General features: G+C 69.9%; 23 protein-coding genes. 15 read left to right on the plus strand and 8 right to left on the minus strand.

The features are described 5' to 3' along the window. Window positions 1-13: 13 nt before the first annotated feature. Window positions 14-1,411: an FAD-dependent oxidoreductase gene (locus tag CLV49_RS04885; protein WP_106562525.1), complete on the minus strand. Its 1,398-nt coding sequence runs from the start codon at window positions 1,409-1,411 to the stop codon at window positions 14-16. Window positions 1,412-1,421: 10 nt separating this feature from the next. Beyond that, complete coding sequence (locus CLV49_RS04890) at window positions 1,422-2,177, minus strand: aquaporin (protein WP_106562526.1); 756 nt, start codon at window positions 2,175-2,177, stop codon at window positions 1,422-1,424. A 48-nt stretch (window positions 2,178-2,225) separates the two neighbouring features. Here CLV49_RS04890 and CLV49_RS04895 point away from each other — a divergent pair, with 48 nt between their 5' ends. From CLV49_RS04895 to CLV49_RS04905, 3 genes are read left to right on the plus strand one after another with little or no spacing between them, the layout of a single operon-like run. Next, a complete protein-coding gene (locus CLV49_RS04895) occupies window positions 2,226-2,900 on the plus strand; it encodes an arsenate reductase/protein-tyrosine-phosphatase family protein (protein WP_106562527.1) in 675 nt (224 codons plus the stop codon). An 11-nt stretch (window positions 2,901-2,911) separates the two neighbouring features. Further along, window positions 2,912-3,568 carry an arsenate reductase ArsC gene (locus tag CLV49_RS04900; protein ID WP_243696731.1) on the plus strand — a complete coding sequence of 219 codons (657 nt, stop codon included), beginning with the start codon at window positions 2,912-2,914 and terminating at the stop codon, window positions 3,566-3,568. 29 nt (window positions 3,569-3,597) lie between these two features. After that, entirely contained in the window at window positions 3,598-3,993 is a 396-nt protein-coding gene (locus CLV49_RS04905) for an arsenate-mycothiol transferase ArsC (RefSeq protein ID WP_106562529.1), read from the plus strand. Window positions 3,994-4,070: 77 nt separating this feature from the next. On the opposite strand, the gene CLV49_RS04910 is transcribed toward CLV49_RS04905, so the two are convergent. Beyond that, entirely contained in the window at window positions 4,071-5,423 is a 1,353-nt protein-coding gene (locus CLV49_RS04910) for an FAD-dependent oxidoreductase (RefSeq protein ID WP_106562530.1), read from the minus strand. A 57-nt stretch (window positions 5,424-5,480) separates the two neighbouring features. Here CLV49_RS04910 and CLV49_RS04915 point away from each other — a divergent pair, with 57 nt between their 5' ends. From CLV49_RS04915 to CLV49_RS04930, 4 genes are all read left to right on the plus strand, one after another. Continuing rightward, on the plus strand, window positions 5,481-5,822 hold the full coding sequence (locus CLV49_RS04915) for an ArsR/SmtB family transcription factor (protein WP_106562531.1): 342 nt from the start codon (window positions 5,481-5,483) through the stop codon (window positions 5,820-5,822). A gap of 114 nt (window positions 5,823-5,936) precedes the next feature. After that, a complete protein-coding gene (locus CLV49_RS04920) occupies window positions 5,937-6,206 on the plus strand; it encodes a hypothetical protein (protein WP_127054466.1) in 270 nt (89 codons plus the stop codon). A 129-nt stretch (window positions 6,207-6,335) separates the two neighbouring features. Next, window positions 6,336-6,680 carry an ArsR/SmtB family transcription factor gene (locus CLV49_RS04925; RefSeq protein ID WP_106562533.1) on the plus strand — a complete coding sequence of 115 codons (345 nt, stop codon included), beginning with the start codon at window positions 6,336-6,338 and terminating at the stop codon, window positions 6,678-6,680. Further along, a complete protein-coding gene (locus tag CLV49_RS04930) occupies window positions 6,677-7,378 on the plus strand; it encodes a cation diffusion facilitator family transporter (RefSeq protein ID WP_106564895.1) in 702 nt (233 codons plus the stop codon). The genes CLV49_RS04925 and CLV49_RS04930 overlap by 4 nt, the downstream gene beginning before the upstream one ends. Window positions 7,379-7,442: 64 nt before the next feature. Here the strand turns inward: CLV49_RS04930 and CLV49_RS04935 are convergent, their stop codons facing one another. The 3 genes from CLV49_RS04935 to CLV49_RS04945 are packed head-to-tail and all read right to left on the minus strand — an operon-like array spanning window position 7,443 to window position 9,963. Then, the gene (locus CLV49_RS04935; RefSeq protein WP_106562534.1) at window positions 7,443-8,240 is read right to left on the minus strand and encodes an amino acid ABC transporter ATP-binding protein; all 798 of its coding nucleotides are present in this window, start codon (window positions 8,238-8,240) and stop codon (window positions 7,443-7,445) included. Between the two features lie 7 nt (window positions 8,241-8,247). Next, window positions 8,248-9,060 carry an amino acid ABC transporter permease gene (locus CLV49_RS04940; protein WP_106562535.1) on the minus strand — a complete coding sequence of 271 codons (813 nt, stop codon included), beginning with the start codon at window positions 9,058-9,060 and terminating at the stop codon, window positions 8,248-8,250. A gap of 51 nt (window positions 9,061-9,111) precedes the next feature. Further along, complete coding sequence (locus CLV49_RS04945; protein ID WP_158261905.1) at window positions 9,112-9,963, minus strand: ABC transporter substrate-binding protein; 852 nt, start codon at window positions 9,961-9,963, stop codon at window positions 9,112-9,114. 150 nt (window positions 9,964-10,113) lie between these two features. Here CLV49_RS04945 and CLV49_RS04950 point away from each other — a divergent pair, with 150 nt between their 5' ends. The 3 genes from CLV49_RS04950 to CLV49_RS04960 are packed head-to-tail and all read left to right on the plus strand — an operon-like array spanning window position 10,114 to window position 13,198. Then, on the plus strand, window positions 10,114-10,851 hold the full coding sequence (locus tag CLV49_RS04950; RefSeq protein WP_106562537.1) for a FadR/GntR family transcriptional regulator: 738 nt from the start codon (window positions 10,114-10,116) through the stop codon (window positions 10,849-10,851). Beyond that, window positions 10,848-12,392, plus strand: a complete 1,545-nt coding sequence (locus tag CLV49_RS04955; RefSeq protein WP_106562538.1) for a gamma-glutamyltransferase family protein — start codon at window positions 10,848-10,850, stop codon at window positions 12,390-12,392. The genes CLV49_RS04950 and CLV49_RS04955 overlap by 4 nt, the downstream gene beginning before the upstream one ends. After that, window positions 12,389-13,198, plus strand: a complete 810-nt coding sequence (locus CLV49_RS04960) for a sulfite exporter TauE/SafE family protein (RefSeq protein WP_106562539.1) — start codon at window positions 12,389-12,391, stop codon at window positions 13,196-13,198. Before CLV49_RS04955 ends, CLV49_RS04960 begins: the two co-directional genes overlap by 4 nt. Window positions 13,199-13,371: 173 nt before the next feature. Here CLV49_RS04960 and CLV49_RS04965 read toward each other — a convergent pair whose 3' ends face one another. Beyond that, entirely contained in the window at window positions 13,372-14,505 is a 1,134-nt protein-coding gene (locus CLV49_RS04965; RefSeq protein WP_106562540.1) for an ROK family transcriptional regulator, read from the minus strand. A gap of 115 nt (window positions 14,506-14,620) precedes the next feature. On the opposite strand from CLV49_RS04965, the gene CLV49_RS04970 reads away from it, so the two are divergent. From CLV49_RS04970 to CLV49_RS04985, 4 genes are all read left to right on the plus strand, one after another. Beyond that, window positions 14,621-16,753 (plus strand): alpha-galactosidase, encoded by a 2,133-nt coding sequence (locus CLV49_RS04970; protein ID WP_106562541.1) that lies wholly within the window; start codon window positions 14,621-14,623, stop codon window positions 16,751-16,753. Between the two features lie 159 nt (window positions 16,754-16,912). Beyond that, window positions 16,913-18,226: an ABC transporter substrate-binding protein gene (locus tag CLV49_RS04975; protein ID WP_106562542.1), complete on the plus strand. Its 1,314-nt coding sequence runs from the start codon at window positions 16,913-16,915 to the stop codon at window positions 18,224-18,226. Window positions 18,227-18,229: 3 nt separating this feature from the next. Then, window positions 18,230-19,183 (plus strand): carbohydrate ABC transporter permease, encoded by a 954-nt coding sequence (locus tag CLV49_RS04980; protein WP_106562543.1) that lies wholly within the window; start codon window positions 18,230-18,232, stop codon window positions 19,181-19,183. After that, entirely contained in the window at window positions 19,183-20,070 is an 888-nt protein-coding gene (locus tag CLV49_RS04985; RefSeq protein WP_106562544.1) for a carbohydrate ABC transporter permease, read from the plus strand. The genes CLV49_RS04980 and CLV49_RS04985 overlap by 1 nt, the downstream gene beginning before the upstream one ends. 71 nt (window positions 20,071-20,141) lie before the next feature. Here CLV49_RS04985 and CLV49_RS04990 read toward each other — a convergent pair whose 3' ends face one another. Continuing rightward, window positions 20,142-21,314, minus strand: a complete 1,173-nt coding sequence (locus tag CLV49_RS04990) for a GAF domain-containing SpoIIE family protein phosphatase (protein ID WP_106562545.1) — start codon at window positions 21,312-21,314, stop codon at window positions 20,142-20,144. Window positions 21,315-21,525: 211 nt separating this feature from the next. Here CLV49_RS04990 and CLV49_RS04995 point away from each other — a divergent pair, with 211 nt between their 5' ends. Next, on the plus strand, window positions 21,526-23,481 hold the full coding sequence (locus CLV49_RS04995; RefSeq protein WP_106564896.1) for a glycosyltransferase: 1,956 nt from the start codon (window positions 21,526-21,528) through the stop codon (window positions 23,479-23,481).

The raw sequence follows: 23,481 nt of genomic DNA on the forward strand, positions 1-23,481 counted from the left end.
GCGCGCAAACGGACTACTTCGCGACAGCAGGAGGGGCGGAGGCGGTCGTGACGTCGCGGGTCCAGGCCTGCGTGGCGACCTGTACCGCATCCCACGGCGAGCCGAGCGGCGGCGTGTACGACAGGTCGAGGTCGCTCATCCCCTCCACCGTCATGCCGTGGTGGAGCGCCGTGGCGTAGGTGTCGACCCGCTTCGCGATCTCCGCGCCACGCGTCCCGACGAGCTGCGCACCGAGGAGCCGACCGTCAGCGGTGTCGCCCGTGATGCGGATGCTGATCGGCGTCGCGCCCGGGTAGTAGCGCTTGTGGTCGTCCGCGATCGCGGTTCCGCTGTGCGGCTGCAGGCCGGCCGCGAGCGCCTCGTGATCGCGAAGCCCCGTTCGGGCGGCGACCACGTCGAACACCTTGACGACCTGCGTGCCGAGGCTGCCCGCGAACCGGGCGTCTCCGCCGATCGCGTTCTCCCCGGCCACGCGCCCCTGCTTGTGCGACGTCGTGCCGAGCGGCAGGTATGTGACGCCGAGGAGACGGTGGTGTGTCACGATGCCATCGCCCGCCGCCCAGACGTGCGGGAGCCCCGTGCGCATGTGGTCGTCGACGACCACGGCGCCACCGGCCCCGAGGCTCGCCCCCGCGTCGGCGAGCAGGCGCGTGTTCGGCCGCACACCCACCACGACGAGCACGAGGTCGGCCGATCGCGCGAACGACTCGCCGTGCCGCGAGCCCGTCACCGTGAGCGTGCCATCCGTCGACTCCACCCCGTCCACGCGGGTATCCGTCACCACGTCGACACCGTGGCGGTCGAGTTCGTCGTGCACGAGCGCTCCGAGCTCGGGATCGAGCGTCGAGAGCACTTCGGGCCCCCGCTGGAGTTGGGTCACGCGAAGCCCGCGGACGGTGAGAGCCTCCGCCATCTCGAGGCCGACGTAGCCAGCCCCGACGATGATCGCCGACTCCGGGGCGTGCTCGTCGAGATAGCGCTCGAGGGCGAAGGTGTCGCCCATCGAATGCAGGAGGTGCACGCCGTCGTCCGGACCGAGCTCGTCGAGCCCCGCGATTCCGGCGGTCGAGGGGGACGCCCCGGCGCCGACCATGAGCTCGTCGTACGCAATCGTCGACTCGTCACCGGCGGCGTCACGCACGGTCAGTCGTCGGCCGCCCACGTCGATGCCGGTCGCGAGCGTGTCGAGCCGCAACTGCATTCCCGTGGCCTCCAGGTCGGCGTGCGTCCGGTGAGCGAGCGACTGCCACGGCTGCACCTCCCGCGAGAAGTAGTAGGGGATGCCGCAGATGGAGAAGTTCGGATACGCGTCGGCGACCACGACGGTCACGTCGACGGACGGGTCGAGTTCGCGGGCGCGCAGAGCTGTGGAGATTCCGGCGTCGCTTCCGCCGATGACGAGGAGATGCATGGGGCGCCTTTCAGAGGGCGGGGTTGACGGAGGTCGGGACGACGACGTCTCCCGCACGGCGGGAGGCATCGGGGTAGAGGAGGACCACGGCGGTGAGCCCGATCGCGCCGCCGATGAGCTGCATGAGGATGAACAGCGGTGCGGAGCCGGGAGCGATGCCCGCGAAGGTGTCGCTGAACATGCGACCGATCGTCACGGCGGGATTCGCGAACGAGGTGGAGCTCGTGAACCAGTAGGCCGCGCCGATGTAGGCGCCGACGGCGGCCGCCGTCACCACTCCGCGGCCCGATCGGGCGAGGGCGACGATGAGGAAAACGAGCCCGGCGGTCGCGACGATCTCACCGATCAGTCGACCCCCGGTGGCGCGATCGGTCGTCGCGATCTGCGTGGGGACGTCGAACATGACGTTCGCGAGCACCGTGCCCGCGAACGCGCCGGTCACCTGCGTCACGAGGTACGGGAGCACGTCGCGGAGCGGCAGCCCCGTGCCCCGCCGCGCGCCGAGGACCCCGTCCACGAGCGTGACGATGGGGTTGAAATGCGCGCCGGACACCGGCCCGAACATCAGGATGAGCACAGCGAGACCGAGGGCGGTCGCGGTGCTGTTCTCGAGCAGTTGCAGCCCGACGTCGTCGGGCGACAGGGTCGACGCCGCGATCCCCGACCCGACGACGATCGTGAGCAGGAGGGCGGTGCCGAGGAACTCGGCCCCGAGGCGGCGGGCGAGGTGCGGGCGGGCGGAGGCCGGGGTGTGGGGTGCGTTCATGTCGGACTCATCTTGACCGACGGATTTACTTCAGTCAATATTGAGACAATGAACACTGAGCGAACTGACGACACGGAACGGCGCGCGGCGACGCACGCCGCCCTCGGCGATGCCGCCCGCCTCCACATCGTCGACCTCCTGACGCTCGGGGACCTCTCCCCCACCGAGATCCGGATCGCGCTCGGTATGCCGGCGAATCTCGTGACGCACCACCTCAACGTGCTCGAGTCGGTGGGGCTCGTCTCCCGCTCGCGCTCCGAGGCGGACAAGCGGCGCAGCTACGTGCACCTCACGAGCGATGCCCTCGGGGGCCTCGTGCCCGGGGCCTCCGCTCGAGCGGATCGCGTGGTCTTCGTCTGCACGGCGAACTCCGCCCGATCGCAACTCGCAGCCGCTCTCTGGCAGCAGCACTCCGACATCCCGAGCGCTTCCGGCGGCACGCACCCCGCCGACCGCATCGACCCGGGCGCCATCGCCACCGCCGGTCGCCACGACCTCGCACTCGCAGACGAGTCGCCTCACGCCCTCAGCGACGTGCGCTCACCCACCGACTTCGTCATCACCGTCTGCGACAACGCCCACGAGGAATTGGGCGCCACCGGCGACCTCCACTGGTCGATCCCGGACCCGGTTCGACTCGGCACCGTCGCCGCGTTCGACACCACCTACGCCGAGCTGCAACGACGCATCTCGGATCTGGCACAGCGGCTCGCCGCGTCCTGAAAGGATCCACCGTGAACCCCATCCTGACCCTCGACCAGCAGCACGCTCTCAAGACGGCCGCGACCCGCCTCGAGCGCGACTTCGCCGGCGTCTTCAACAGGGAGACCATCGAGCGCTTCCTCCTCTCCTCCTACGACCAGTTCGCGGGAGGGGCGCGCATCACGAACTTCCTGCCGCTCATCGCTGAGCGGTTCGCCCGCCAGCGACTGAGCGCCCTTGCACGGGTGGAGGGCAAGCACGACGACGGCAAGCCCACCGTGCTGTTCCTCTGCGTGCAGAACGCCGGACGTTCGCAGATGGCCCTCGGCTTCTTCGAGCACTATGCCGGGGACGACGCCGTCGCCTGGTCCGGTGGGTCCGAGCCAGGCGAGCGCGTGAACGGCGAGGCGATCGCCGCGATGGCGGAGCGAGGCATCGACATCTCGCACGAGTACCCGAAGCCCTGGACCGACGAGGTCGTGCGTGCCGCCGACGTCGTGATCACGATGGGCTGCGGAGACGCCTGCCCGATCTTCCCAGGGAAGCGCTACGAGGAGTGGGTGCTCGACGACCCGCACGGCCTCACGGCCACCGACATCCGCCCCATCCGCGACGAGATCGAGCGCCGCGTGCTCGCCCTCCTCGGCGAGCTGAGCGTCACACCCCATTTCACGCGCACCTCCGCCTGACCAGCCGCACCACCGAACGAAAGCGATCCATGAGCGACAAGCCCACCGTCCTGTTCATCTGCCAGCACAACGCCGGCCGCTCCCAGCTGGGCGCCGCCCTGCTCGAGTATCTCGGCGGCGATCGGTACACCGCGACGTCGGCCGGCCTCTCGCCCGCCGACGTCGTGAACCCTGCCGTGGCCACGACCGTCGCCGAGCTCGGCGTCGACATCTCGGGCAACGTGCCGCGCGCCGTCACGACGGAGGACCTCGAACAGGCAGACATCGTCGTGCTCATGAAGCCGGGACTCGCGCTGCCCGCGACCCCCACGGGTGAGGTGCTCGAGTGGTCGTTCCCCAACCCCGAGGCGTGGGACGCGGACGCCGTTCGCCCGCTCCGCGAGGCGGTCGCGACGAAGATCGAGGGGACGCTGCTCGCGCGCTGAGCCGTCGAGGATCCCTGAGAAGCCGCCGCCCCATCGACTCACGATGGGGCGGCGGCTTCTTGGTGAGCGTCAGCCGATCACGAGACGGTGGCGGGCGCCCGTCCGATCTCCACACTCTGCACGGTGGGGACAGCGCAGCACGAGGCGCCGATCCCGGCCCCCGTCGAGTCGAACAGCCCGGCCCCGCCGCACACTCCCGTGTCCGGCAGCTGCAGGTCGATCCGCCGGGCGGCCTCGTGGTCCCCGGCGAGCTCAGCGACGACCGAGCGCACCTGCTCGTAGCCGGTCATCGCGAGGAACGTCGGCGCCCGACCGTACGACTTCGCCCCCACGAGGTAGAAGTCCGACTCGGGGTGCGCGAGGTCCGCGGCGCCCGTCGCCCGCACGGATCCGCACGAATGCACGTTCGGGTCGACCTCCGTCGCGAGGCGCACGGGCGCCTGCAGGGTCGCGTCGAGCTCGAGCCGCAGCTCGGAGAGGAACGACAGGTCCGGTCGGAATCCGGTGAGCACGAGCACACGATCCGAGGGCGGCAGCTCCCGGCCGTCCTCCGCGACGAGCACCGTGGCGTCGCCGGACCGGGCGATCCGCTCGACCCGGAAGCCGGTGACGAGCGTGACGAGCCCGGCGTCGACCATCTCCTTCGCCGTGATGCCGAGCTGGCCGCGCTCGGGCAGCTCGTCCGCGGCTCCCCCTCCGAACGCGGTGCCGGCCGACCCGCGTCGCACCGCCCACGTGACGGTCGTTCCCGGGGTCCGGCGGGCGATGCGTGCGAGCGCGATCACGGCCGTGACCGCCGAGTGCCCTGAGCCGACGACGACCGTGTGGGAGCCGGCGAAGCCGTCGCGGCGGCGGAGATCGGGGATGCGGTACTCGAGCGCGTCGGCCGCGGCGCGCTCGCCGAGTGCCGGAAGCCCGTCGGCGCCCGCAGGATTCGGGGTGCTCCACGTGCCGGATGCGTCGATCACGGCGCGCGCGTCGAGGCGCTCCTCGGCGCCGTCCGGTCCGGTGACGTGCACCGTGAACGGCTGCGCGCCGCGATCGGCGTCGACGAGGCGGTCCCGCCCGCGGCGCGACACCCCCGTGACGCGTGTGCCGTAGCGGACCCGGTCACCAAGCGCATCGGCGAGCGGGGCGAGGTATGACGCGATCCACTGCGCGCCGGTGGGGTAGCCCGCCGTCGGACGCTCCCAACCGGTGGGTTCGAGCAGTCGGGCCGCAGCGGCGTCGATGAGCTCCGGCCACCCCGAGAACAGCCGGACATGTCCCCACTCGGCCACCGCCGAGGCCGGCCCGTCGCCGGCCTCGAGCGCGAGCACGGGAACGCCCCGCTCCACGAGGTGCGCGGCCGCGGCGAGCCCCTGCGGGCCTGCTCCGATCACGACGACGGGGAGGGTCGAGCCTGCGGAGTCCGCACGAGAGATGTCCATGCTCCGACTGTGGTCGTCATATCGACATCTGTCAATACGACGTGCCAGACTGGGGCGATGACCTCCGAGCTCCTCCTCGCCCCGTCCGCCGCCTGCTGCGCAACGCCGGCCGACGGCGCGATCGACCGCGATGGTGCCGAGCGAGTGGCCCGCGTGTTCAAGGCGCTCGGCGACCCGACGAGAGTGCGACTCCTCTCCCTCATTGCCGCGGCCGGCGGAGGCGAGGCGTGCATCTGCGACCTCACCGACCCTGTCGGCCTCTCGCAGCCCACCGTCTCCCACCACATGAAGCAGCTCGTCGAGGCCGGACTCGCCACCCGCGAGCAGCGCGGTCGCTGGGCGTACTTCCGCGCCGTCCCTCACGCACTCGAGCACGCCGTCGCCACCCTGGCGCGCTGACGACGGTCGCCGCTCCGTCCGGCACCTTCCTCTCCAGCCGGGGAGCGGTCACGACTCGGCATCCATTCAGCCCCGCCTCTTCCGCGACCGCGGCGCGAGTGCTGTCATGGTGCCATGACGCGCAGACCACGACCGGCGGCACGGGCCGCGGTGTTCGGCGCGCTCGCCGCCGTCGTCGTCACGGTGCTCCTGTTCCCGTTCGTCTCGGGCGGCTGGTGCGCCGACGCCACGGACCCCGACGCGTCGGTGTGCGGTACCTTCCAACGCTCGATCGTCGGCATCGACACGTCGATCTGGTTCTGGCTCGGGGGTCTCGCCGTCGTCGGCTTCTTCACCGTCCTCGCCATCAACAGGACGGCGACGGGACAGCCGCCCACGTCCTGACGACGGCAGGGCGGCAGGGAGCGCAGCGGCCCGGTCATCGCGTCACGCGCCTCGAGCCCGCCGCACGAGAGGCCCGGCACACGGTCCGACCAGCGCGTTCAATACAGGGAAACCTGTACCATCGGGGACGTGTCCAGCCTCTCAGCCTCAGCCTCCCTCACCCACACGGCCGCACTCGCGCGGCTCGGCCACGCTCTGTCGGACGCCACGCGCGCGGGCGTGCTGCTCGCGCTCCGCGAGGCCCCGGCCTACCCGTCGGACCTCGCCGATGCGCTCGGCGTCTCGCGCCAGGTGATGTCGAACCAGCTCGCGTGCCTGCGCGGGTGCGGGCTCGTCGAATCGATGCCCGATGGACGCCGCGCCTGGTATCGCCTGGCCGACCCGCACCTCGCCCCGGCGCTCGACGAGCTCCTGCGCGTCGTGCTGTACGTCGAACCCGATTGCTGCGACGGCGACGGGTGCACCTGCTCGTGAGTACGGCCAGCGCCACCACCATCGAACGCCGCCGCGTCCTGACCCGCCGCATCCGGTGGATCGTCGGAATCACCATCGCCTACAACCTCGTCGAGGCCGTGATCGCGATCGCCGCCGGCACGGTCGCATCGTCCGCCGCGCTGATCGGCTTCGGCCTCGACTCCACGATCGAGGTCCTCTCGGCCGCCGCCGTCGCGTGGCAGTTCTCGCGGCGCGACCCGGAGCGATGGGAGAGGGGCACCCTGCGTGTCATCGCGATCGCGTTCTTCGCCCTCGCGCTCTACGTCAGCGTCACGTCCGCCGCGGCACTCCTCGGCCTCGTCCACCCCGAGCACTCGGCGGTCGGCATCGCCCTCGCCGCCGTCAGCGTCGCCGTGATGCCGTTCCTGTCGTTCGCCGAACGCCGTGCCGGCCGCGAACTCGGCTCGGCGGCAGCGGTCGCGGATTCGAATCAGACGCTCATCTGCACATACCTCTCGGCCGCGGTCCTCGTGGGCCTCGTCGCGAACAGCCTCCTCGGCTGGTGGTGGGCGGACGCCGTCGCCGGCCTGGTCATCGCGGCCTTCGCCATCCGAGAGGGACTCGAGGCGTGGCGGGAAGACGCGTGCGCGACCTCGGTCGGCATGCTCCTCGAGGAGCACGCCGATGACGACGGCCACGACGACCGCCGGAATGCACACGCGACGCCCACGACCTAGCCCGATCGCGGGAGCCGTGTGACCGACGTGCTCGGCAGAGCACGGAGGGGTCAGCGCCTTCGGGTCAGAGCACCTTCGAGAGGAACTGGCGGGTGCGCTCGTGCGCCGGCCGCTCGAAGACCTGGGTCGGTTCGCCGCTCTCGATGATCCGACCGCCGTCCATCACGATCACGCGATCGGCGACCTCTCGCGTGAAGCCCATCTCGTGGCTCACGATGATCATCGTCATCCCGGCGTCGGCGAGGTCACGCATGACGGCGAGCACCTCACCCACCATCTCCGGGTCCAGGGCGCTCGTCGGCTCGTCGAAGAGCATGAGGTCCGGGCGCGTCGCGAGCGCGCGGGCGATCGCCACCCGCTGCTGCTGACCGCCGGACAGCGACCGGGTGCGGGCATCGGCCTTGTCGGCGAGCCCGACTCGGTCGAGGAGTTCGCGCGCTCGCGCGATCGCGTCGACCTTCTTCTCCTTCTTCACCTCCACGACAGCGTGCCAGATGTTCTCGAGCACGCTCATGTGGGGGAAGAGGTTGAAGTGCTGGAAGACGAAGCCGATGTTAGAGCGCTGCCGCGCGAGTTCCCTCGCCGAGAGTTCGACGCGCTTGCCCCGCGCGTTGGTCCGCTGACCGATGAGCTCGCCGTTGACGCGGATCTCGCCCTCGTCGATCGCCTCGAGCCGATTGATGGTGCGCAGGAGGGTGGTCTTGCCCGCACCGGACGGACCGACGAGGACGACGACCTCGCCGCGCGCCACCTCGACGTCGACGTCCGAGAGGATCAGGCGGTCGCCGAAGGACTTCGAGACCCCGCGGATCTCGACGATCGGTCCGGTACCGGTGGAGACGGGGGAAGTGAACAGGCTCATGAGGACCTCACGCGGCGTCGGTGGTCTGGAGGACGGGGGCTGGGGCCGTCACGGCCCGCTGCCGGCGGGAACGGAGGCCGAAGAGGCGCTTCCACACCGACTCGGCGCGCGGAAGTCCCGCGCGCGTGTTGAGGGCGTTCTCGATCCCGGTCTGGATGAAGGTCCACACGGTCGTGAGAGCCAGGTAGTAGATGGCGACCACGAGGTAGACCTCGAAGACCTTGAAGGTCGCCGAGCTCATCGTGCTACCCACCTGGAACATCTCGGCGACGCCGATGACCGACAGGATCGACGTGCTCTTCATCAGCCCGTTGAAGGAGTTCCCGAGCGGCGGCACCATGATGCGGATCGCCTGCGGCACGATGATCTTCCGCATCGAGGCCGTCGGCGTCATCCCGAGCGACAGCGCCGCCTCGTTCTGCCCGCGATCGACGGACTCGAGACCTGAACGCACGATCTCACTGATGTAGGCGCTCTCGTTGAGCATGAGCCCGACGATCGCCGCCTGGACGGCACCGCGGATGAGCGCACCCACGAGGTCGACGTCCTCGAAGCGGAAGAGCCCGGCCGCCGCGAGACCCGTATAGATGATGACGAGCTGCACGAGGAGCGGGGTCCCGCGGATGATCCACACGTAGAAGGCCGAGAGCAGCCGCAGCGGAAGGAACCGGCTGCGTCCCATGAGGGCCACGAGGAGACCGAGCACGAGGGCGAGCGCCATCGAGACCACCGAGATGATGACCGTGAGCGCGAGGCCGCTGAGGAATCGCGGGCTGGGGAGCAGCAGGCTCTCCCAGAAGTAGGTCCAGTCGAAGTTCACATCGATCTCCCTGTCGGGGGCCGAAGGCTCATCACCTCCGGCCCGGTGGTGTCACGCGTTGGCGATGTCGGCGCTCTCGAAGCCCCACTTCGCGAGGATGTCGGCGTAGGTGCCGTCGTCGACCACGCCCGCGAACGCCTCCTCGAGGGCGGCGTGCAGGGCGTCGTTCCCCTTGAGCGACGCCGCACCGATCTGGATGGAGTCGACGGGTTCACCGACCACGACGAACTGACCGTCCGACTGGGTCTCGTAGTACCCGACGAGCTCGGCGGTGTCCATGAAGGCGTCGGCCTGGCCGGCGATGACCTGCTGCAGGGCGTCTGCCGCCTTGTCCGTGAGGGTGATGTCGATGGGATCCTCGCCCTTCGTCTCGCACTCGACGGACTTCTGCTCGAGGAGAGTCGCGCCCGTGGCACCCGTGATGCCGATCGCGGAGACGCCGCACAGCGAGTCGTCGAAGCCCGTGATGCCGGCGGGGTTCTCCTCGGACACGGCCACGCCGGAGCCGGAGAGCAGGTAGGGGACGAAGTCCGCGACCTCCTCGCGCTCGGGCTTGATGTAGAGCGACGAGATGATGGTGTCGCACTGCTTCGCCTGCAGCGCGGCGATGAGGCCGGAGAACGCGATCTCCTTGAATTCGATCTCGAGGCCCATCTTCTCGACCATGGCGTCGGCGATCTCGACCTCGACACCGACGGGGGTGCCGTCGGCCTCGGTGTAGATGTTCGGCGGCGACTCGAGATTGGCGCACACCGTGAGGGTGCCGTCGGTGACGAGGCCGAGGTCGTCGCCGGAACCGGAGCCGGATCCGGATGAACCGGTGGTGCCCGACTGAGAACAGCCGGCGAGGGCGACGGCGAGGGCGACGGCTGGAAGGGCGAGGGCGATGCGGTGTCGGGACATGGGGCTCCTTGCGGGGGGAAGTGGCCTGGCGTGCCGCAACATTGACAGTTGGTAGGACCAACTGTCAATGTGTCCATTGTTTCGATCGCGTAAAAGAACCGCCGAGGACCGCCGGTCGCTGATTGGATTCCCCCAGAAGGAAGGTCCCGCATGGAATGGTCGTCGCTCCGCCGCTCGCCGTCGCTCTCGGTACCCGATCGCCTGTCCGTGGACATCGAACGGCTCATCCTCGACGGCCAGCTCAAGCCGGGTGACCGCCTGCCGACGGAACGCGAGCTCGGAGACCTCCTCGGCGTCTCCCGTGTGTCCGTCCGCCAGGCTCTGCACGAGCTCGAGGCCCGCGGACTCATCGATCGCCGCCCCGGTCGCGGCACGATCGTGCTCGCCCCCGCCGACCGGTCGGGAGAGGCCGGAGACGCCCTCTCGGCCCTGATGATCGCCGCGTCGAGCGGCACCTCCGAGATCGCCCGCATCATGGAGCTCCGCGCCGTGATCGAGCCCCCGATCGCCGGACTCGCCGCCGCGCGCGTGACCGCGCGGGACACCGAGCAGCTGCGCGCCCTCGTGGAGGAGATGGAGCAGGAGACGAACCTCAGCCGGTACGCGGAGCTCGACCGTTCGTTCCACCACGCGATCTCCGTCTACACCCACAACCCGCTGCTCGCCCAGCTCACCGAGCTCATCGCCGAGCAGATCGCACCGAGCCGTCGGAAGTCCCTGCAGACACCCGCCCGCCGGGCGACGTCGAGCGCCGCCCACCGCCGGATCTTCGAGGCGATCGCCGCCCACGATCAGGCCGCGGCTGAGCGCGAGGCGCGGCTCCACGTGGAGGGCGTGCTCCACGAGGCGCTCCGCGCATCCTCGGTCGAGACGGAGACGGCCCCGTGACCGGCGGGGCCGTCTCCACGTCGCACCACCTCGCCACGGAGGCCGGCGCACGCGCACTGCGCGACGGAGGCAACGCGATCGACGCGGCGATCGCCGCGGCCGCGGCCCTCTGCGTCGTCTACCCGAACAACGTCGCCCTCGGCGGTGACCTCGTGGCCGTCGTGCGCGATCCGCACGGCACCGTCTCGTTCGTGAACGCCACCGGGCGTGCCGCCCGCGGCGAGAGCCTCGAGGCGCTGCGCGAGCGACACGGCGACCGCCTGCCGGAACGCGGGGTCGACACGATCACGGTGCCCGGCGGCGTCCGCGGATGGACGACTCTCGCCTCGCTCGGCGCGCGGCTCGGCTGGGACGGCCTGCTCGGCACCGCCCGCGACCTCGCCCGCCACGGCCACCCGCTCGCCCGCTCCGTCGCGCGGGCCATCCGGATCGACCGCGACGCCCTCGCGGCGGACCCGGGATGCCGGGACCTCTTCCTCCCCGGCGGACGCGCACTCGACGAGGGCGACGCATTCGTCCAGCCGGCGCTCGCCCGGACCTTCGACGCCCTCGTCGCGGGCGGTCCCGACGCGTTCTACACGGGAGAACTCGCCGCCTCATGGGTCGGCGGCCTGCGCGACCGCGGCAGCCGCATCGAGCTCGACGAGGTCGCCGGGTACTGTCCCACGGTGTCCGAACCCCTCTCCGCGCACATCGCCGGGGTCGATGTCATCACGAGCCCACCGAACACCCAGGGCTTCGCCCTCCTGCGCACACTGCGCGCACTCGAGGCGGAAGCGGTCGCGGACCCACTCGGCCGCGACTCCGGGAGGCTCGCCCATCTCTTCCTCGATGCCAACCGGGTCCGTTCGGCGCTCCTCGCCGACCCGGACGTCGCTCCGGTGTCCGTCGACGATCTCCTCGACGGTCCCGCTCCGGTGCTCGGCGAGGGGCCGGAGCCGGCCGCTCACGGCGACACCGTCGGACTCGTCGCGGTGAGCGACGACGGCTGGGCCGTCTCCCTCGTGCAGTCCGTCTACTGGGCGTTCGGCGCGGCCCTCCTCGAACCGACCACAGGTGTGCTGTTCCAGAACCGCGGCACCTCGTTCTCCCTCGATCCGTCCCGCACGTCTGCGTTCGGCGGCGGACGGCGCCCGCCGCACACCCTCATGCCGGTGCTCGTCGAGCGCGACGGGGAGCTGGCCTTCGCCCTCGCGACGATGGGTGGACAGGCCCAGGCCCAGATCCACACGCATCTATTGCTTCGCCTGCTCGGCGGGGCATCCCCGATCGAGGCGACGAGTGCGCCGCGGTGGGTCGTCGGCGCACAGGACGACGGCGACGGCGAACGGACGGTGACGATCGAGTCCGACGTGCCCGCCGCGGTGCGCGCGGCCCTCAGCGCGAGCGGACTCGACCCGAAGAGGGTCGCTCCCCGCACGGAGACGATCGGCCACTCGAACGTCGTGGCCACGCTACCGGGCGGCGGTTACGCGGCTGCGAGCGACCCTCGATCGGACGGTTCGGCGGAGATCGTCGACGGAACGGATGGACGACCATGACGACCGACGACCAGCTGACCGGCACGGCGAACCGTGTCCGCACGACCACGGGCGCGCTCATCCTGCTCGGTCTCGTCGCGGGATTCCTGTCCGGACTCTTCGGGGTGGGCGGCGGCGTCATCGTCGTGCCAGCCCTCCTCCTCCTCGGGATGGATCAGCGGCTCGCCGCGGGCAGCTCCGTCGCCGCGATCCTCCCCACGTCGATCGTCGGCGCCGTCGGCTACGGCCTCTCCGGCCACATCGACTGGATCGCGGGACTCCTCCTGGCGGCGGGCATCGTGATCGGCGCGCAGCTCGGCACGTTCCTGCTGGCGCGCATCCCGAGGGACGTCCTCTTCTGGATCTTCGTGGCGTTCCTCGCGGCGGTCGTCGTGAGCCTGTGGCTCGTGGTGCCGGAGCGCGGCGCGTCCATCCCGATGAACGTGTGGCTCGGCGCCGCCCTGGTGCTCACCGGCGTCATCACCGGGATCCTCTCCGGCCTCATGGGAGTGGGCGGAGGCATCATCGTCGTACCCGTGCTCATCGTCCTGTTCGGGGCGAGCGACCTCATCGCGAAGGGCACGTCGCTGCTCATGATGGTGCCCGGGTCGATCTCCGCGACGATCGGCAACGGCCGCCGCAAGAACGTCGACCTCCGGGTCGCTGCGATCATCGGGCTGTCCGCGTGCGTCGCCTCGCCGCTCGGACTTCTCACCGCGACGTCGATCTCGCCGTTCTGGTCGAACGTCGGCTTCTCGGTCCTCATGATCGGCGTCATCACGCAGCTGCTCGTGAAGCACATCCGCGGTCGCCGCCGCGCGGCATAAGCACAACAACCGATAGACAACCTCTCGAAAATAGAGGCACGGCGCGTCGTGTGTCTACCCTCTGGTGGACAAAAATCTGACGTCATAGGTTTTCCCCGAGGAGGTCTCGCATCGGTCGCCGATGCGAGGGCAGGGGGTCGGCGTTCGGGTCGTCGGCTCCCTGCGTCGTTCCCTTAGCCGTCGAGGACGATCGACTGGATCGCCGAGGCCGCGGCCCCACGGGCCCATTCGTCGAAGCCCGACACGTCCGCGATCAGGTCCACGGGAGCCGCGAGCGGGTCGCGGTCACGGTCGAGGGCCGAGCGCACCACGTCCCCCACCACGTCGAGGAGGCCGATGCCCTCCCCCGAGACGACGATGTCGTTCACCGAGGTGAGATTGGCCACGAGGGCGAGGAGCCGCCCGAGGGCCACGCCCGAGGCACCGACGACCGCGCGGGCCTCGGGATCGCCGTCGCCGGCGAGCGAGAGAACCTCCGCATACGTCACCGGGCCGCCGAGACGCCGGGCGACCTCCTCCGTGATGCCAGAGATCGTGAGCATCGCCGTCGAACACCCGACGTGCCCCTCGGCGCACACAGGCCCCTCCGGGTCGAGCGGGATGTGGCCGGCGAGCCCGACGCCCGAGTCGCGTCGCGCGACGACGCGATCGTCGATCACGAGGCCGTAACCGACACCGGCCCCCACGGTGACGACGGCGAAGTCGCGCAGACCGCGCCCGGCCCCGAACCAGTGCTCGGCGCGCGTGAGGGCGAGGAGGTCGTTCTCGATCACGAGCCGCGGACCGTCGGGCTGCGCGAGCAGATCGCGCAGCGGAACGTCGACCCACTCGAGGTAGGGCGCGTGGCGCACCACGCCGCGGTCGTCGACGAGCCCGCCGAGCGCCACTCCCACCGCCAGGATCCGCTCTCCTTCGGCCACCTCCTCCACGAGGTCTCGGAGGAGCGCCACGACCGCGTCGGGCGCATGGTCGCCGAGCGGTCGCTCGACCTGCCGGAGGACGCGGGCGCGCAGGTCGGTGGCCACGACGGTCGCCGCGTCGCCCGTCAGCTTCACACCCACGACGACGCCGAGGTCGAGACGGACGTCGAGCGGACGGACGGGCCGGCCGAGCGAGCGGTCGCCGACCTCCTCGCCCTCCACCACGAACCCGACGTCGGTGAGCGTCTTGGTGAGCCGCGTGAGGCTCGCGGGCGACAGGTCGAGGCGGCGACCGAGTTCGGCCCGGGACACGGGACCGTGGATGAGGATCTCGCGGGCGAGTTCGCGCGCCGAGGGGATGAGCCCCTCCGTCGTGACCTGCGCCATCGTGGCCGACCTTCCCGCAGCGCGCGCCGCTCAGCCCATGATGCCCCACGCGGATCGTGGCGGCGACTCGTGACGCGCACTTGACGGTGCTTTATTTCTGTCGTAGAAATAACTCATGCAACGACGCGAACCGCTCCACCTCCACCGCGGCGGCACGAGCCTGGTCATCGACCTGGCCCCCGCCCTTCCCACCGTCCTCTGGTGGGGCGAGGACCTCGGTTCGCCGAGCGACGCGGAACTCCGCGACCTCGCGACGGCGTCGATCCCCCAGCGGGCCTCCGGTGGGCTCGACGACCCGGCGCCCCTCACGCTCCTCCCGCAGAACGCCGACGGCTGGTTCGGCGGGCCGGGACTCCGCGGCCACCGCGCCGGAGGACTCGGCTTCGCTCCCGCCCTCCGCACCACAGACGTCGAGGTCGACGAGGACACGGCGAGCGCCGTCTTCCACGCCGAGGACGCCGCGGCCGGCCTCGCCGCGGTCATCCGGATCGCCATCGGTGCGAGCGGCGTCGTGACGAGCACGATCGAGCTCCGCAACACCGGAACCGACGACTACACGCTCGACGAACTCGTCGTCACCCTCCCCGTCCCCCCGTCGGCCCGCGAGATCCTCGACACGACCGGCCGCCACCTCCACGAGCGCTCCCCACAGCGCCACGCCTTCACGATCGGGACGCACGAGCGCTCGAGCCACCGCGGCCGGCCCGGCGCCGACGCGACGCTCCTGCTCGCCGCCGGCGAGCCCGGCTTCGGCTTCGAGCGCGGCCTCGTGCACGCGCTGCACGTGGGCTGGAGCGGCAACCACGTGATCCGGGCCGAGAAGCGCCCGACAGGGGAGTCCCTCCTCGCGGGCGGCGAGCTGCTGCAGTCGGGCGAGGTCGTGCTCGCGCCGGGCGAGTCCTACGCGACGCCCACCGTCTACGGCAGCTGGGGCGACGGGCTCAACACCCTCTCCGCCCGCCTGCACGAGCACGTGCGCGCTCGTCCGAGCCACCCGTCGCGCCCGCGGCCCGTCACCCTCAACACGTGGGAGGCCGTGTACTTCGACCAGGGCTTCGACAGCCTCGCGGAGCTCGCCGACGTGGCCGCGGAGATCGGCGCCGAGCGCTTCGTGCTCGACGACGGCTGGTTCCGCGGCCGCCGCGACGACACCACGTCCCTCGGCGACTGGTTCGTCGACGAGACGGTGTGGCCCGAGGGACTCCGACCCCTCGCGGATCACGTGCGCTCGCGCGGCCTCGAGTTCGGGCTCTGGTTCGAGCCCGAGATGACGAACCTCGACAGCGACCTGGCGCGCGAGCACCCCGACTGGCTCCTCGCCGTCGCCGGACGGACGCCGCTCCCCGGTCGCCAGCAGTACGTGCTCGACGTCGCGAACCCCGCCGTCTCCGCCTACCTCCTCGAGCGGATGGACGCGCTCATCGGCGAGCTCGGCATCGCGTACATCAAGTGGGACCACAACCGCGACGTCGTCGACGGGGCGTCCTCCACGAGCCGCGGACCGGGCGTCCACCGCGCGACGACCGCACTGTACGGCCTGCTCGCCGAGCTGCGCCGCCGGCACCCCGGCCTCGAGATCGAGTCGTGCGCGTCGGGCGGCGCACGCGTCGACCTCGGCATCCTCGAGCACACCGACCGCGTGTGGACGAGCGACTGCATCGACCCGATCGAACGCCTCGACATCCAGCGCTACACGGGCCTGCTCCTCCCGCCCGAGCTCATGGGCGAGCACGTGAGCGGCCCGACGTCGCACTCCACCGGCCGCACGCTCGGCCTCGACGTCCGCGCGATCGGTGCGATCTTCGGGCACTTCGGTGTGGAGTGGGACGTCCGCGAGGCGACGGCGGACGAACGGGCCCACCTCGCCGACTGGATCACGGCGCACAAGCAGTGGCGCGACCGACTGCACACGGCCCGTACCGTCCACGTCGACGTGACCGACGCGGCCCTCGATGTCCGTGGGGCCGTGAGCCCCGACGGGTCGTGGGGGCTCTTCGCGCTCACCCAGGTGACCACGGGCATCGCCCATCCTCCCGGCCGCTTCACGTTCGCCGGCCTCGACCCGGAGCGCCGCTACACGGTGCGCGCTCCCCACCCGCTCCCCCGCGTCCTCGGACCGGGGCAGTCACCGCTCGCCTGGGCGGAGACGGGGGTGACCCTCTCGGGTCGCGCCCTCATGACGGTCGGGCTGCAACGCCCAATCCTCTTCCCGCAGCACTCCATCCTCATCGAACTCACCACGGACTGACCCCGCCGGCCTCTCGGGGCCGCGCAACGGTACGGCGCTCCACGCGTCGTACCGGCCCTCGACGCGACGTCTCACGTCGCGCTCCTCGGCGTGCCCGCGTCTCCCTCCTCGGAGGGGACCCCGGGCCCGTCTCTCCCATCCAGCGCAAGGAGGCGCACGATGCACCACTCGATCCCCCGGCCCCACGCGGGCCCCCGTCGGAGGCGACGACTGCTCACAGCCATCGTCGTCACCGCCGTCGCCTCGGCGACACTCTCCGGCTGCGCCCCGTCCGGCGACGCGGGCGTCACGACGCTCGACTTCTTCCAGTTCAAAGGAGAGGCCACCGCGGACTTCCAGCGGATCGTCGCCGACTTCGAGGCCGAGAACCCCGACATCGACGTGCAGCTCAACACCGTGCCCGATCCGGACACCGCGCTGCGCACACTGCTCGTGAAGGGCAAGACCCCCGACGTCCTCACCGTGAACGGGTCGGGCAACTACGGCCAGCTCGCCCGCGCCGGAGTCTTCCACGACTTCACCGGGGATCCGCTCGTGGAGCAGCAGAACCCCGCGGTGCTCGACATCCTCGACGCTCTCGGCTCGTTCGAGGGCGATGAGATCAACGCCCTCGGCATGGCGAACAACGCCGACGGCATCGTCTACAACAAGCAGATCTTCGAGGAGCAGGGCCTCGAGGTCCCGACCACGTGGGACGAGCTGATCGCGGTGTGCGACGCGCTCGAGGACGCCGGCATCCCGGCGTTCTACGGCACCCTCGCCGATGCGTGGACGGCGATCCCCGCATGGAACGCGCTCGGCGGACAGCTGCAGCCCGACGACTTCTACGACGACCTCCGCGCGGAGGGCGGCGACGTCGGTCCAGACAGCGCCGTGTCGTTCTCGGCGGACTACACCGAGGCCATGGAGAAGCTCCAGACCCTCTACTCGTACGCGCAGGACGGCTACCGCAGCCGCGGCTACGAAGACGGGAACGCCGCCTTCGCCAACGGCGAGAGCGCGATGTACCTGCAGGGGATCTGGACGATCAACCCGATCCTCGCGGCCAACCCCGACATCGAGCTCGGCGTGTTCCCGTACCCCGCGGGAGAGGACCCGGACGACGTGCGCCTCACCTCGGGCGTCGACGTGGCCGTCACCATCGGACGCGACACCCCGCACCTCGCCGAGGCGCAAAGGTTCGTGGAGTACCTGCTGTCTCCGGAGGTCGTAGACGGCTTCGTCGAGTCGCAAGTGATGTTCTCGACGCTCGCCGACGCCGGCCCCAACCCCAACCCGGTGCTCGCCGAGCTCGTACCCTACTTCGACGACGGCCGGATCATCGGCTTCATCGACCACCAGATCCCCGCGAGCATCCCGCTCCAGCCGATCGTGCAGCAGTACCTGCTGGACGGGAACATGGACGCGGCTCTCGCGAATCTCGACAACGAGTGGCGCAAGGTCGCGCTGCGCTCGACGAGGACAGAGGAATAGACCATGACCACCACCGCACCTCCCAGCCGCGTCCGGCCGCTGCCGGACGCCGACACGCCGCCAGGCGGTTCCGGGGGCGGGACCTCCCGCCGCCGCGTCATCGGCCGCACGCCTCGCGCCTTCTACTGGATGGTCGTCCCGGCGCTCGTGCTCTTCGCGGCGCTCCACACCGTCCCGGCCCTCATCGGCATCTTCTACAGCTTCACGAACTACGCCGGCTACGGAACCTGGGACATCATCGGGATCGGTAACTACGTCGCCCTCTTCCAGGACGACCGCGTGCTCCGCGCCTACGGGTTCACGTTCGGCGTCGCGATCGTCGCGACGATCCTCGTGAACGTGTTCTCGCTGCTCCTCGCGTTGTTCCTCAACGCGAAGATCAAGTTCCAGTCGGCGTTCCGCGGGATCTTCTTCATCCCGTACGTCCTGTCGATCCTCGTGGTCGGGTACGTGTTCCAGTACATCTTCGCGAACTCGCTGCCGCAGATCTTCAGCGGAATCCCGCTCTTCCGCGACAACATCCTCGCGAACCCCGACTGGGCGTGGCTCGCGATCGTGACCCTCACGGTGTGGCAGGGCGTCGCGTTCTCGACGATCCTCTACATCGCCGGACTGCAGACCATCCCGCAGGAGCTCTACGAGGCCTCGTCGATCGACGGCGCCTCGACCGTCCGCCAGTTCTGGGCGATCACGTTCCCGCTCATCGGCGCCTTCTTCACGATCAACATGGTGCTGAGCATGAAGAACTACCTGCAGGTGTTCGACCAGATCATCCCGCTCACCAACGGCGGCCCGGGAACCTCGACGGAGTCGATCACACTGCTGATCTTCCGCGGCGGGTTCCAGGGCGGCGAGTACGCGTACCAGACGACCAACGCCGTCGTGTACCTCGTCGTGATCATCCTCGTCTCGCTCGTGCAGTTCCGCATCCTCCAGCGCCGAGAGGTGGACTTCTGATGACCGCGACCCGCTCCCTCACCGTTCCCGCGACCCGCACCCGGCGCCGCCGCCGAGCGACGGGCGACGATACCCGGAAGGTCAACTGGTGGCTCACGGCCGTCGTGGCCGTGCTCTCGCTCACCGTGCTCATCCCGCTGTACTTCGCCGTGGTGACCGCGCTGAAGACGCCGGACCAGCTCGCGGGCACGGGCTTCGAGCTGCCGACGGCCGTGACGTTCGAGAACTTCGTGAACGCGTGGAACCTCACCGAGTTCCCCCGCACCCTCATGAACACGGCCGTCATCGCAGTCGGGGCCGTGGTGCTCACGCTCCTCACGAACTCGATGGTGTCGTACGCGATCGCGCGGAACATGCACAAGAAGTTCTTCAAGGGCGTGTACTTCTACGTGCTCACGGCGCTCTTCGTGCCGTTCCCGATCATCATGCTCCCCGTGGTGCAGGAGACGGCGTTCCTCGGGATCGACAACCAGGTGGGGCTCATCCTGCTCTACACGGTCTACGGGCTGTCGCTCAACGTGTTCATCTACACGGCGTTCATCCGCTCGATCCCGATCGAGCTGGAGGAGGCCGCCCGCACGGACGGCGCCTCCACGTGGCGCGTGTTCTGGCAGGTGATCTTCCCGCTGCTCGGGCCGATGAACGCCACGGTCGGAATCCTCACGTGCGTGTGGGCGTGGAACGACTTCCTCCTGCCGCTCGTGATCCTGTCCGACCCGAACGCGCGCACGCTGCCGCTCGCGCAGTACGTGTTCCAGGGGCAGTTCAACACCGACTACACGACGGCGTTCGCGTCGTACCTCATGGCGATGGCGCCGCTCCTGCTCGTGTACGTCTTCGCCCAGCGCTGGGTGATCTCCGGCGTCATGCGGGGCTCCATCAAGTAGCGCCGGTGCGGCTCGTCAGCTGTCGCTGAACCCCGGCGCCGTCGAGCCCGTCGTCGAGTCGAAAGCGTGTTTCACTCGGCGACGCGGGAGACGACCAGCACCGTGACGTCATCGCTGGGCGGCTCCTCGGTCGACCGCGACACGATGCGGTCGAGGAACCGCGGCACGTCGACGCTCTCGCGGAGGTCCGCCGCGAGAGCGTCCAGTCCGGCGAGGGTGCCGTCATACAGATCGAGGACGCCGTCCGACACGGACACGAGAGTGTCGCCGACGGCGAGGCCCACCGCGAGCTCGTCCCACCCCGCGCCGACGTCCTGCAGGCCGATCGGCAGATCCGAGGAATGGAGACGGAGGACTTGACCATCACGCCTGACGAGCACGCTCAGCCCATGGCCGGCGTCGACGAATCGCACCGTATCCGCATCCGCGTCGATCACGGCGTGGAAGACCGTGACGAACGCGTCCTCCGAGTCGAGGGTGTCGTGCACCGCCGACTGCGCCCTCGTGAGGCTCATGCGGGGGGACGCATCGACGTCGGCCAATCCGGCAGCGAGGAGCGACCCGAGACGACCGGCGTGTGCACCCTTGCCCATGACATCTCCGAGGCTCGCGTTCACAAGCGTCTCGCCTGTCGCGTGCGTGTGGAAGTCGCCACTCGTATCGCCCCACGGAAGGTCGAGCGAATGGATCTGCAGGTCGCGGACGCGGAAGGCATCGAGAGTCGCACGCGACACATCGATCGTGTGCGCCGTGCGATCCGTGCTGTCGCGCAGCGCCTGCTGCGCCCAGCCGCCGAAGGCACGCAAACGGTCCTCCTCCGATCCGTCGAGCGTACGCGGAGCCGTGTCGAGCAGACAGAGAGTTCCGACAGCGGTGTCGTCCTCGAGTGAAAGGGGTATGCCGGCGTAGAACCGGATCCCGTTCTCCACGACGGCCGACCGGTCACGGAAACGGTCGTCCTCAGCAGTGTCGGGGACCATCAGGATGTGGTCCTGGCGCACCGTGTACTCGCAGAAGGCGGTGCCGAACGGACTGATCCATTTGTGTCCGTCCGGCTGGGGGGAGATCGTCTCGATCGCCTCGTCGTCGACGAGATTGACGACGGCGATCATCACGCCGAACGTCTCCTGCGCCGCGCGTGTGATCCGGTCGTACCGTTCCGACGCGTCCATGCCGGCGAGCCCGGTCGAAGCCACAGCCTGGGCTCGCTTCTTCTCGACGGCATCATCGATTTGTTCCCTCATCAGCCACCCCGCTCGTGTCGTGTCGGCCGTCCCAGGTCGAACCTAGCACCGCGATTCCGACGCGATCGGGGGGTTCATCCGCGTCGGATGGTCGTGTTACTGTCGCGAGTCGATGGGTCGCCACGGCGGCGATGACCGGCGAGGGGCGGGGAAGATGTCGATCGACGGCGGACGCGCCGAGCGCCGCGGGCGGCGCCGCGAAGACCTGCACATGCTCATCCTCCGCATCGTGGCGCTCGCCACCGTGGCACTCGGCGTGAACTATGTGGCCTGGCGGTGGCTCGACTCGGTCAACTGGGACGCGTGGTGGATCGCGGTGCCGCTCGTCGTCGCCGAGACCTACAGCCTCATCGACGTGGCCCTGTTCGCCCTCACGATGTGGCGAGCCCGAGAGCGACCAGCACCCCCGCCCGCACCCACCGGGCTGACCGCCGACGTCTTCATCGCGACGTACAACGAACCGGTGGAGCTCGTGGCAACGACCGCCCGAGCCGCTCGCGACATCCGCTACCCGCACAACACGTACATTCTCGACGACGGCGACAGACCGGCCATGCGTGCGGCCGCAGCCGAACTCGGCGTCGGCTACATAACGCGTGGCACCGAATGGTCGGGGCGGCCCCGTCATGCCAAAGCCGGCAATATCAACAACGCACTCATGCAGACGACGGGCGAGTTCCTGCTGATCCTCGATGCGGACATGATCCCGAGGCCCGAGATCCTGGACCGCACGCTCGGGTACTTCACCGACGACGAGGTCGCACTCGTGCAGACACCGCAGGTTTTCAGCAACGTCGCCACTGGCGACCCGCTCGGCAGCCAGGCCCCGCTGTTCTACGGCCCCATCCAGGAGGGGAAGGACGGGTGGAACGCCGCTTTCTTCTGCGGTTCCAATGCCGTCCTCCGACGCGAAGCCCTCATGCAGCTCGGCATCGTCGGGTACGTGCGGGCGGCGGATCGGGCGGTCGTGGCGACGCTGCGCGACGCGTCGCGCATCGTCCGACGGGCGCGTCGCCGCGCGGAGCCGGAGAGTCCGGCGGGCGCCGCTCTGGCGACGACGGCCGCAGCGCTCACGGAAGCGCGACGTCAGCTCGGCAACGGAGAGCCGCTCGGGGAGATCACCTACACGTTGCAGCGCCGGGTGCGGGAGGCCTCGGCCGGAATCGTGACGGACGACCTGCGCGCCATCCAGGCCGACCTGGCGGAGATCGACCGACTCGCCGGCGACGACGCATCACCCGACCACGGCGATGTGAACGGACTGGTCGAGGCGCTCTCCACCCGCGAGCTCTCCCCGCTCAACGCTCTCGAGGCCGTTCAGCTCGCCGTGCGCAGCGTCGACGTCGACCGCGGCGACGAGGCCCAGGCCGTCATGCCCCTCGCGACCATCTCGGTCACCGAGGACATGGCGACATCCATGAGGCTCCACGCTCTCGGGTGGAAGAGCGTGTTCCACAAGGAGCTCCTCGCCGACGGACTCGCCCCCGAGGACCTCGGGACGGCTCTCACCCAGCGACTGCGTTGGGCGCAGGGAACGATGCAGGTCTTCCTCCGTGAGAATCCGCTCTTCAGCTCGGGGATGAGCATCGCACAGCGACTCATGTACTTATCGACGATGTGGAGCTACCTCGTCGGTTTCGCGACGATCGTGTACCTCGCGGCCCCCGTCGTCTTCCTCGTCTTCGGCGTGCTTCCCGTGAAGAGTTGGGCGCCGGAGTTCTTCTGGCATTTCATCCCGTTCTTCGTCGTCAATCAGATCCTGTTCCTCGTGGCCGCCAGAGGGCTGCCCACGTGGCGCGGCCAGCAGTACAGCCTTGCGCTCTTCCCCATTTGGATCCGAGCATGCGTCACCGCGTTCAACAACGTCGTCCTCAAGCTGCCCCTCGACTTCGCCGTGACACCGAAGACGCGACAGTCCCAGGCGAAACGCCCGTGGGCGAAAATCCGTTGGCAGCTCGCCGCGGCCGTCGTGCTCCTGATCTCGGTGATCATCGGGATCATCCGGGTCGTCATCCTGGGAGACGAGGTGATCGGCACGGTGGTGAACATCGTGTGGGTCGCCTACGATTTCGTCTGTCTCAGCGTGCTCGTGAGCGCCGTCCGGTATCGCGGCTTCCAGCCCGAACCCGGCGTCGAGACTGACGCCACCCGAACCACGAAGGAGTGA

The sequence above is a fragment of the Labedella gwakjiensis genome (assembly GCF_003014675.1).
Taxonomy (GTDB): Bacteria; Actinomycetota; Actinomycetes; order Actinomycetales; family Microbacteriaceae; genus Labedella; species Labedella gwakjiensis.

What these genes read in the sequence shown, in the direction of transcription:
- CLV49_RS04885 (WP_106562525.1), bottom strand. Translation starts at nt 1,411, where the DNA reads ATGCATCTCCTCGTCATCGGCGGAAGCGACGCCGGAATCTCCACAGCT.
- CLV49_RS04890 (WP_106562526.1), bottom strand. Translation starts at nt 2,177, where the DNA reads ATGAACGCACCCCACACCCCGGCCTCCGCCCGCCCGCACCTCGCCCGC.
- CLV49_RS04895 (WP_106562527.1), top strand. Translation starts at nt 2,226, where the DNA reads ATGAACACTGAGCGAACTGACGACACGGAACGGCGCGCGGCGACGCAC.
- CLV49_RS04905 (WP_106562529.1), top strand. Translation starts at nt 3,598, where the DNA reads ATGAGCGACAAGCCCACCGTCCTGTTCATCTGCCAGCACAACGCCGGC.
- CLV49_RS04910 (WP_106562530.1), bottom strand. Translation starts at nt 5,423, where the DNA reads ATGGACATCTCTCGTGCGGACTCCGCAGGCTCGACCCTCCCCGTCGTC.
- CLV49_RS04915 (WP_106562531.1), top strand. Translation starts at nt 5,481, where the DNA reads ATGACCTCCGAGCTCCTCCTCGCCCCGTCCGCCGCCTGCTGCGCAACG.
- CLV49_RS04920 (WP_127054466.1), top strand. Translation starts at nt 5,937, where the DNA reads ATGACGCGCAGACCACGACCGGCGGCACGGGCCGCGGTGTTCGGCGCG.
- CLV49_RS04935 (WP_106562534.1), bottom strand. Translation starts at nt 8,240, where the DNA reads ATGAGCCTGTTCACTTCCCCCGTCTCCACCGGTACCGGACCGATCGTC.
- CLV49_RS04945 (WP_158261905.1), bottom strand. Translation starts at nt 9,963, where the DNA reads ATGTCCCGACACCGCATCGCCCTCGCCCTTCCAGCCGTCGCCCTCGCC.
- CLV49_RS04950 (WP_106562537.1), top strand. Translation starts at nt 10,114, where the DNA reads ATGGAATGGTCGTCGCTCCGCCGCTCGCCGTCGCTCTCGGTACCCGAT.
- CLV49_RS04960 (WP_106562539.1), top strand. Translation starts at nt 12,389, where the DNA reads ATGACGACCGACGACCAGCTGACCGGCACGGCGAACCGTGTCCGCACG.
- CLV49_RS04965 (WP_106562540.1), bottom strand. Translation starts at nt 14,505, where the DNA reads ATGGCGCAGGTCACGACGGAGGGGCTCATCCCCTCGGCGCGCGAACTC.
- CLV49_RS04970 (WP_106562541.1), top strand. Translation starts at nt 14,621, where the DNA reads ATGCAACGACGCGAACCGCTCCACCTCCACCGCGGCGGCACGAGCCTG.
- CLV49_RS04975 (WP_106562542.1), top strand. Translation starts at nt 16,913, where the DNA reads ATGCACCACTCGATCCCCCGGCCCCACGCGGGCCCCCGTCGGAGGCGA.
- CLV49_RS04980 (WP_106562543.1), top strand. Translation starts at nt 18,230, where the DNA reads ATGACCACCACCGCACCTCCCAGCCGCGTCCGGCCGCTGCCGGACGCC.
- CLV49_RS04985 (WP_106562544.1), top strand. Translation starts at nt 19,183, where the DNA reads ATGACCGCGACCCGCTCCCTCACCGTTCCCGCGACCCGCACCCGGCGC.
- CLV49_RS04990 (WP_106562545.1), bottom strand. Translation starts at nt 21,314, where the DNA reads ATGAGGGAACAAATCGATGATGCCGTCGAGAAGAAGCGAGCCCAGGCT.
- CLV49_RS04995 (WP_106564896.1), top strand. Translation starts at nt 21,526, where the DNA reads ATGCTCATCCTCCGCATCGTGGCGCTCGCCACCGTGGCACTCGGCGTG.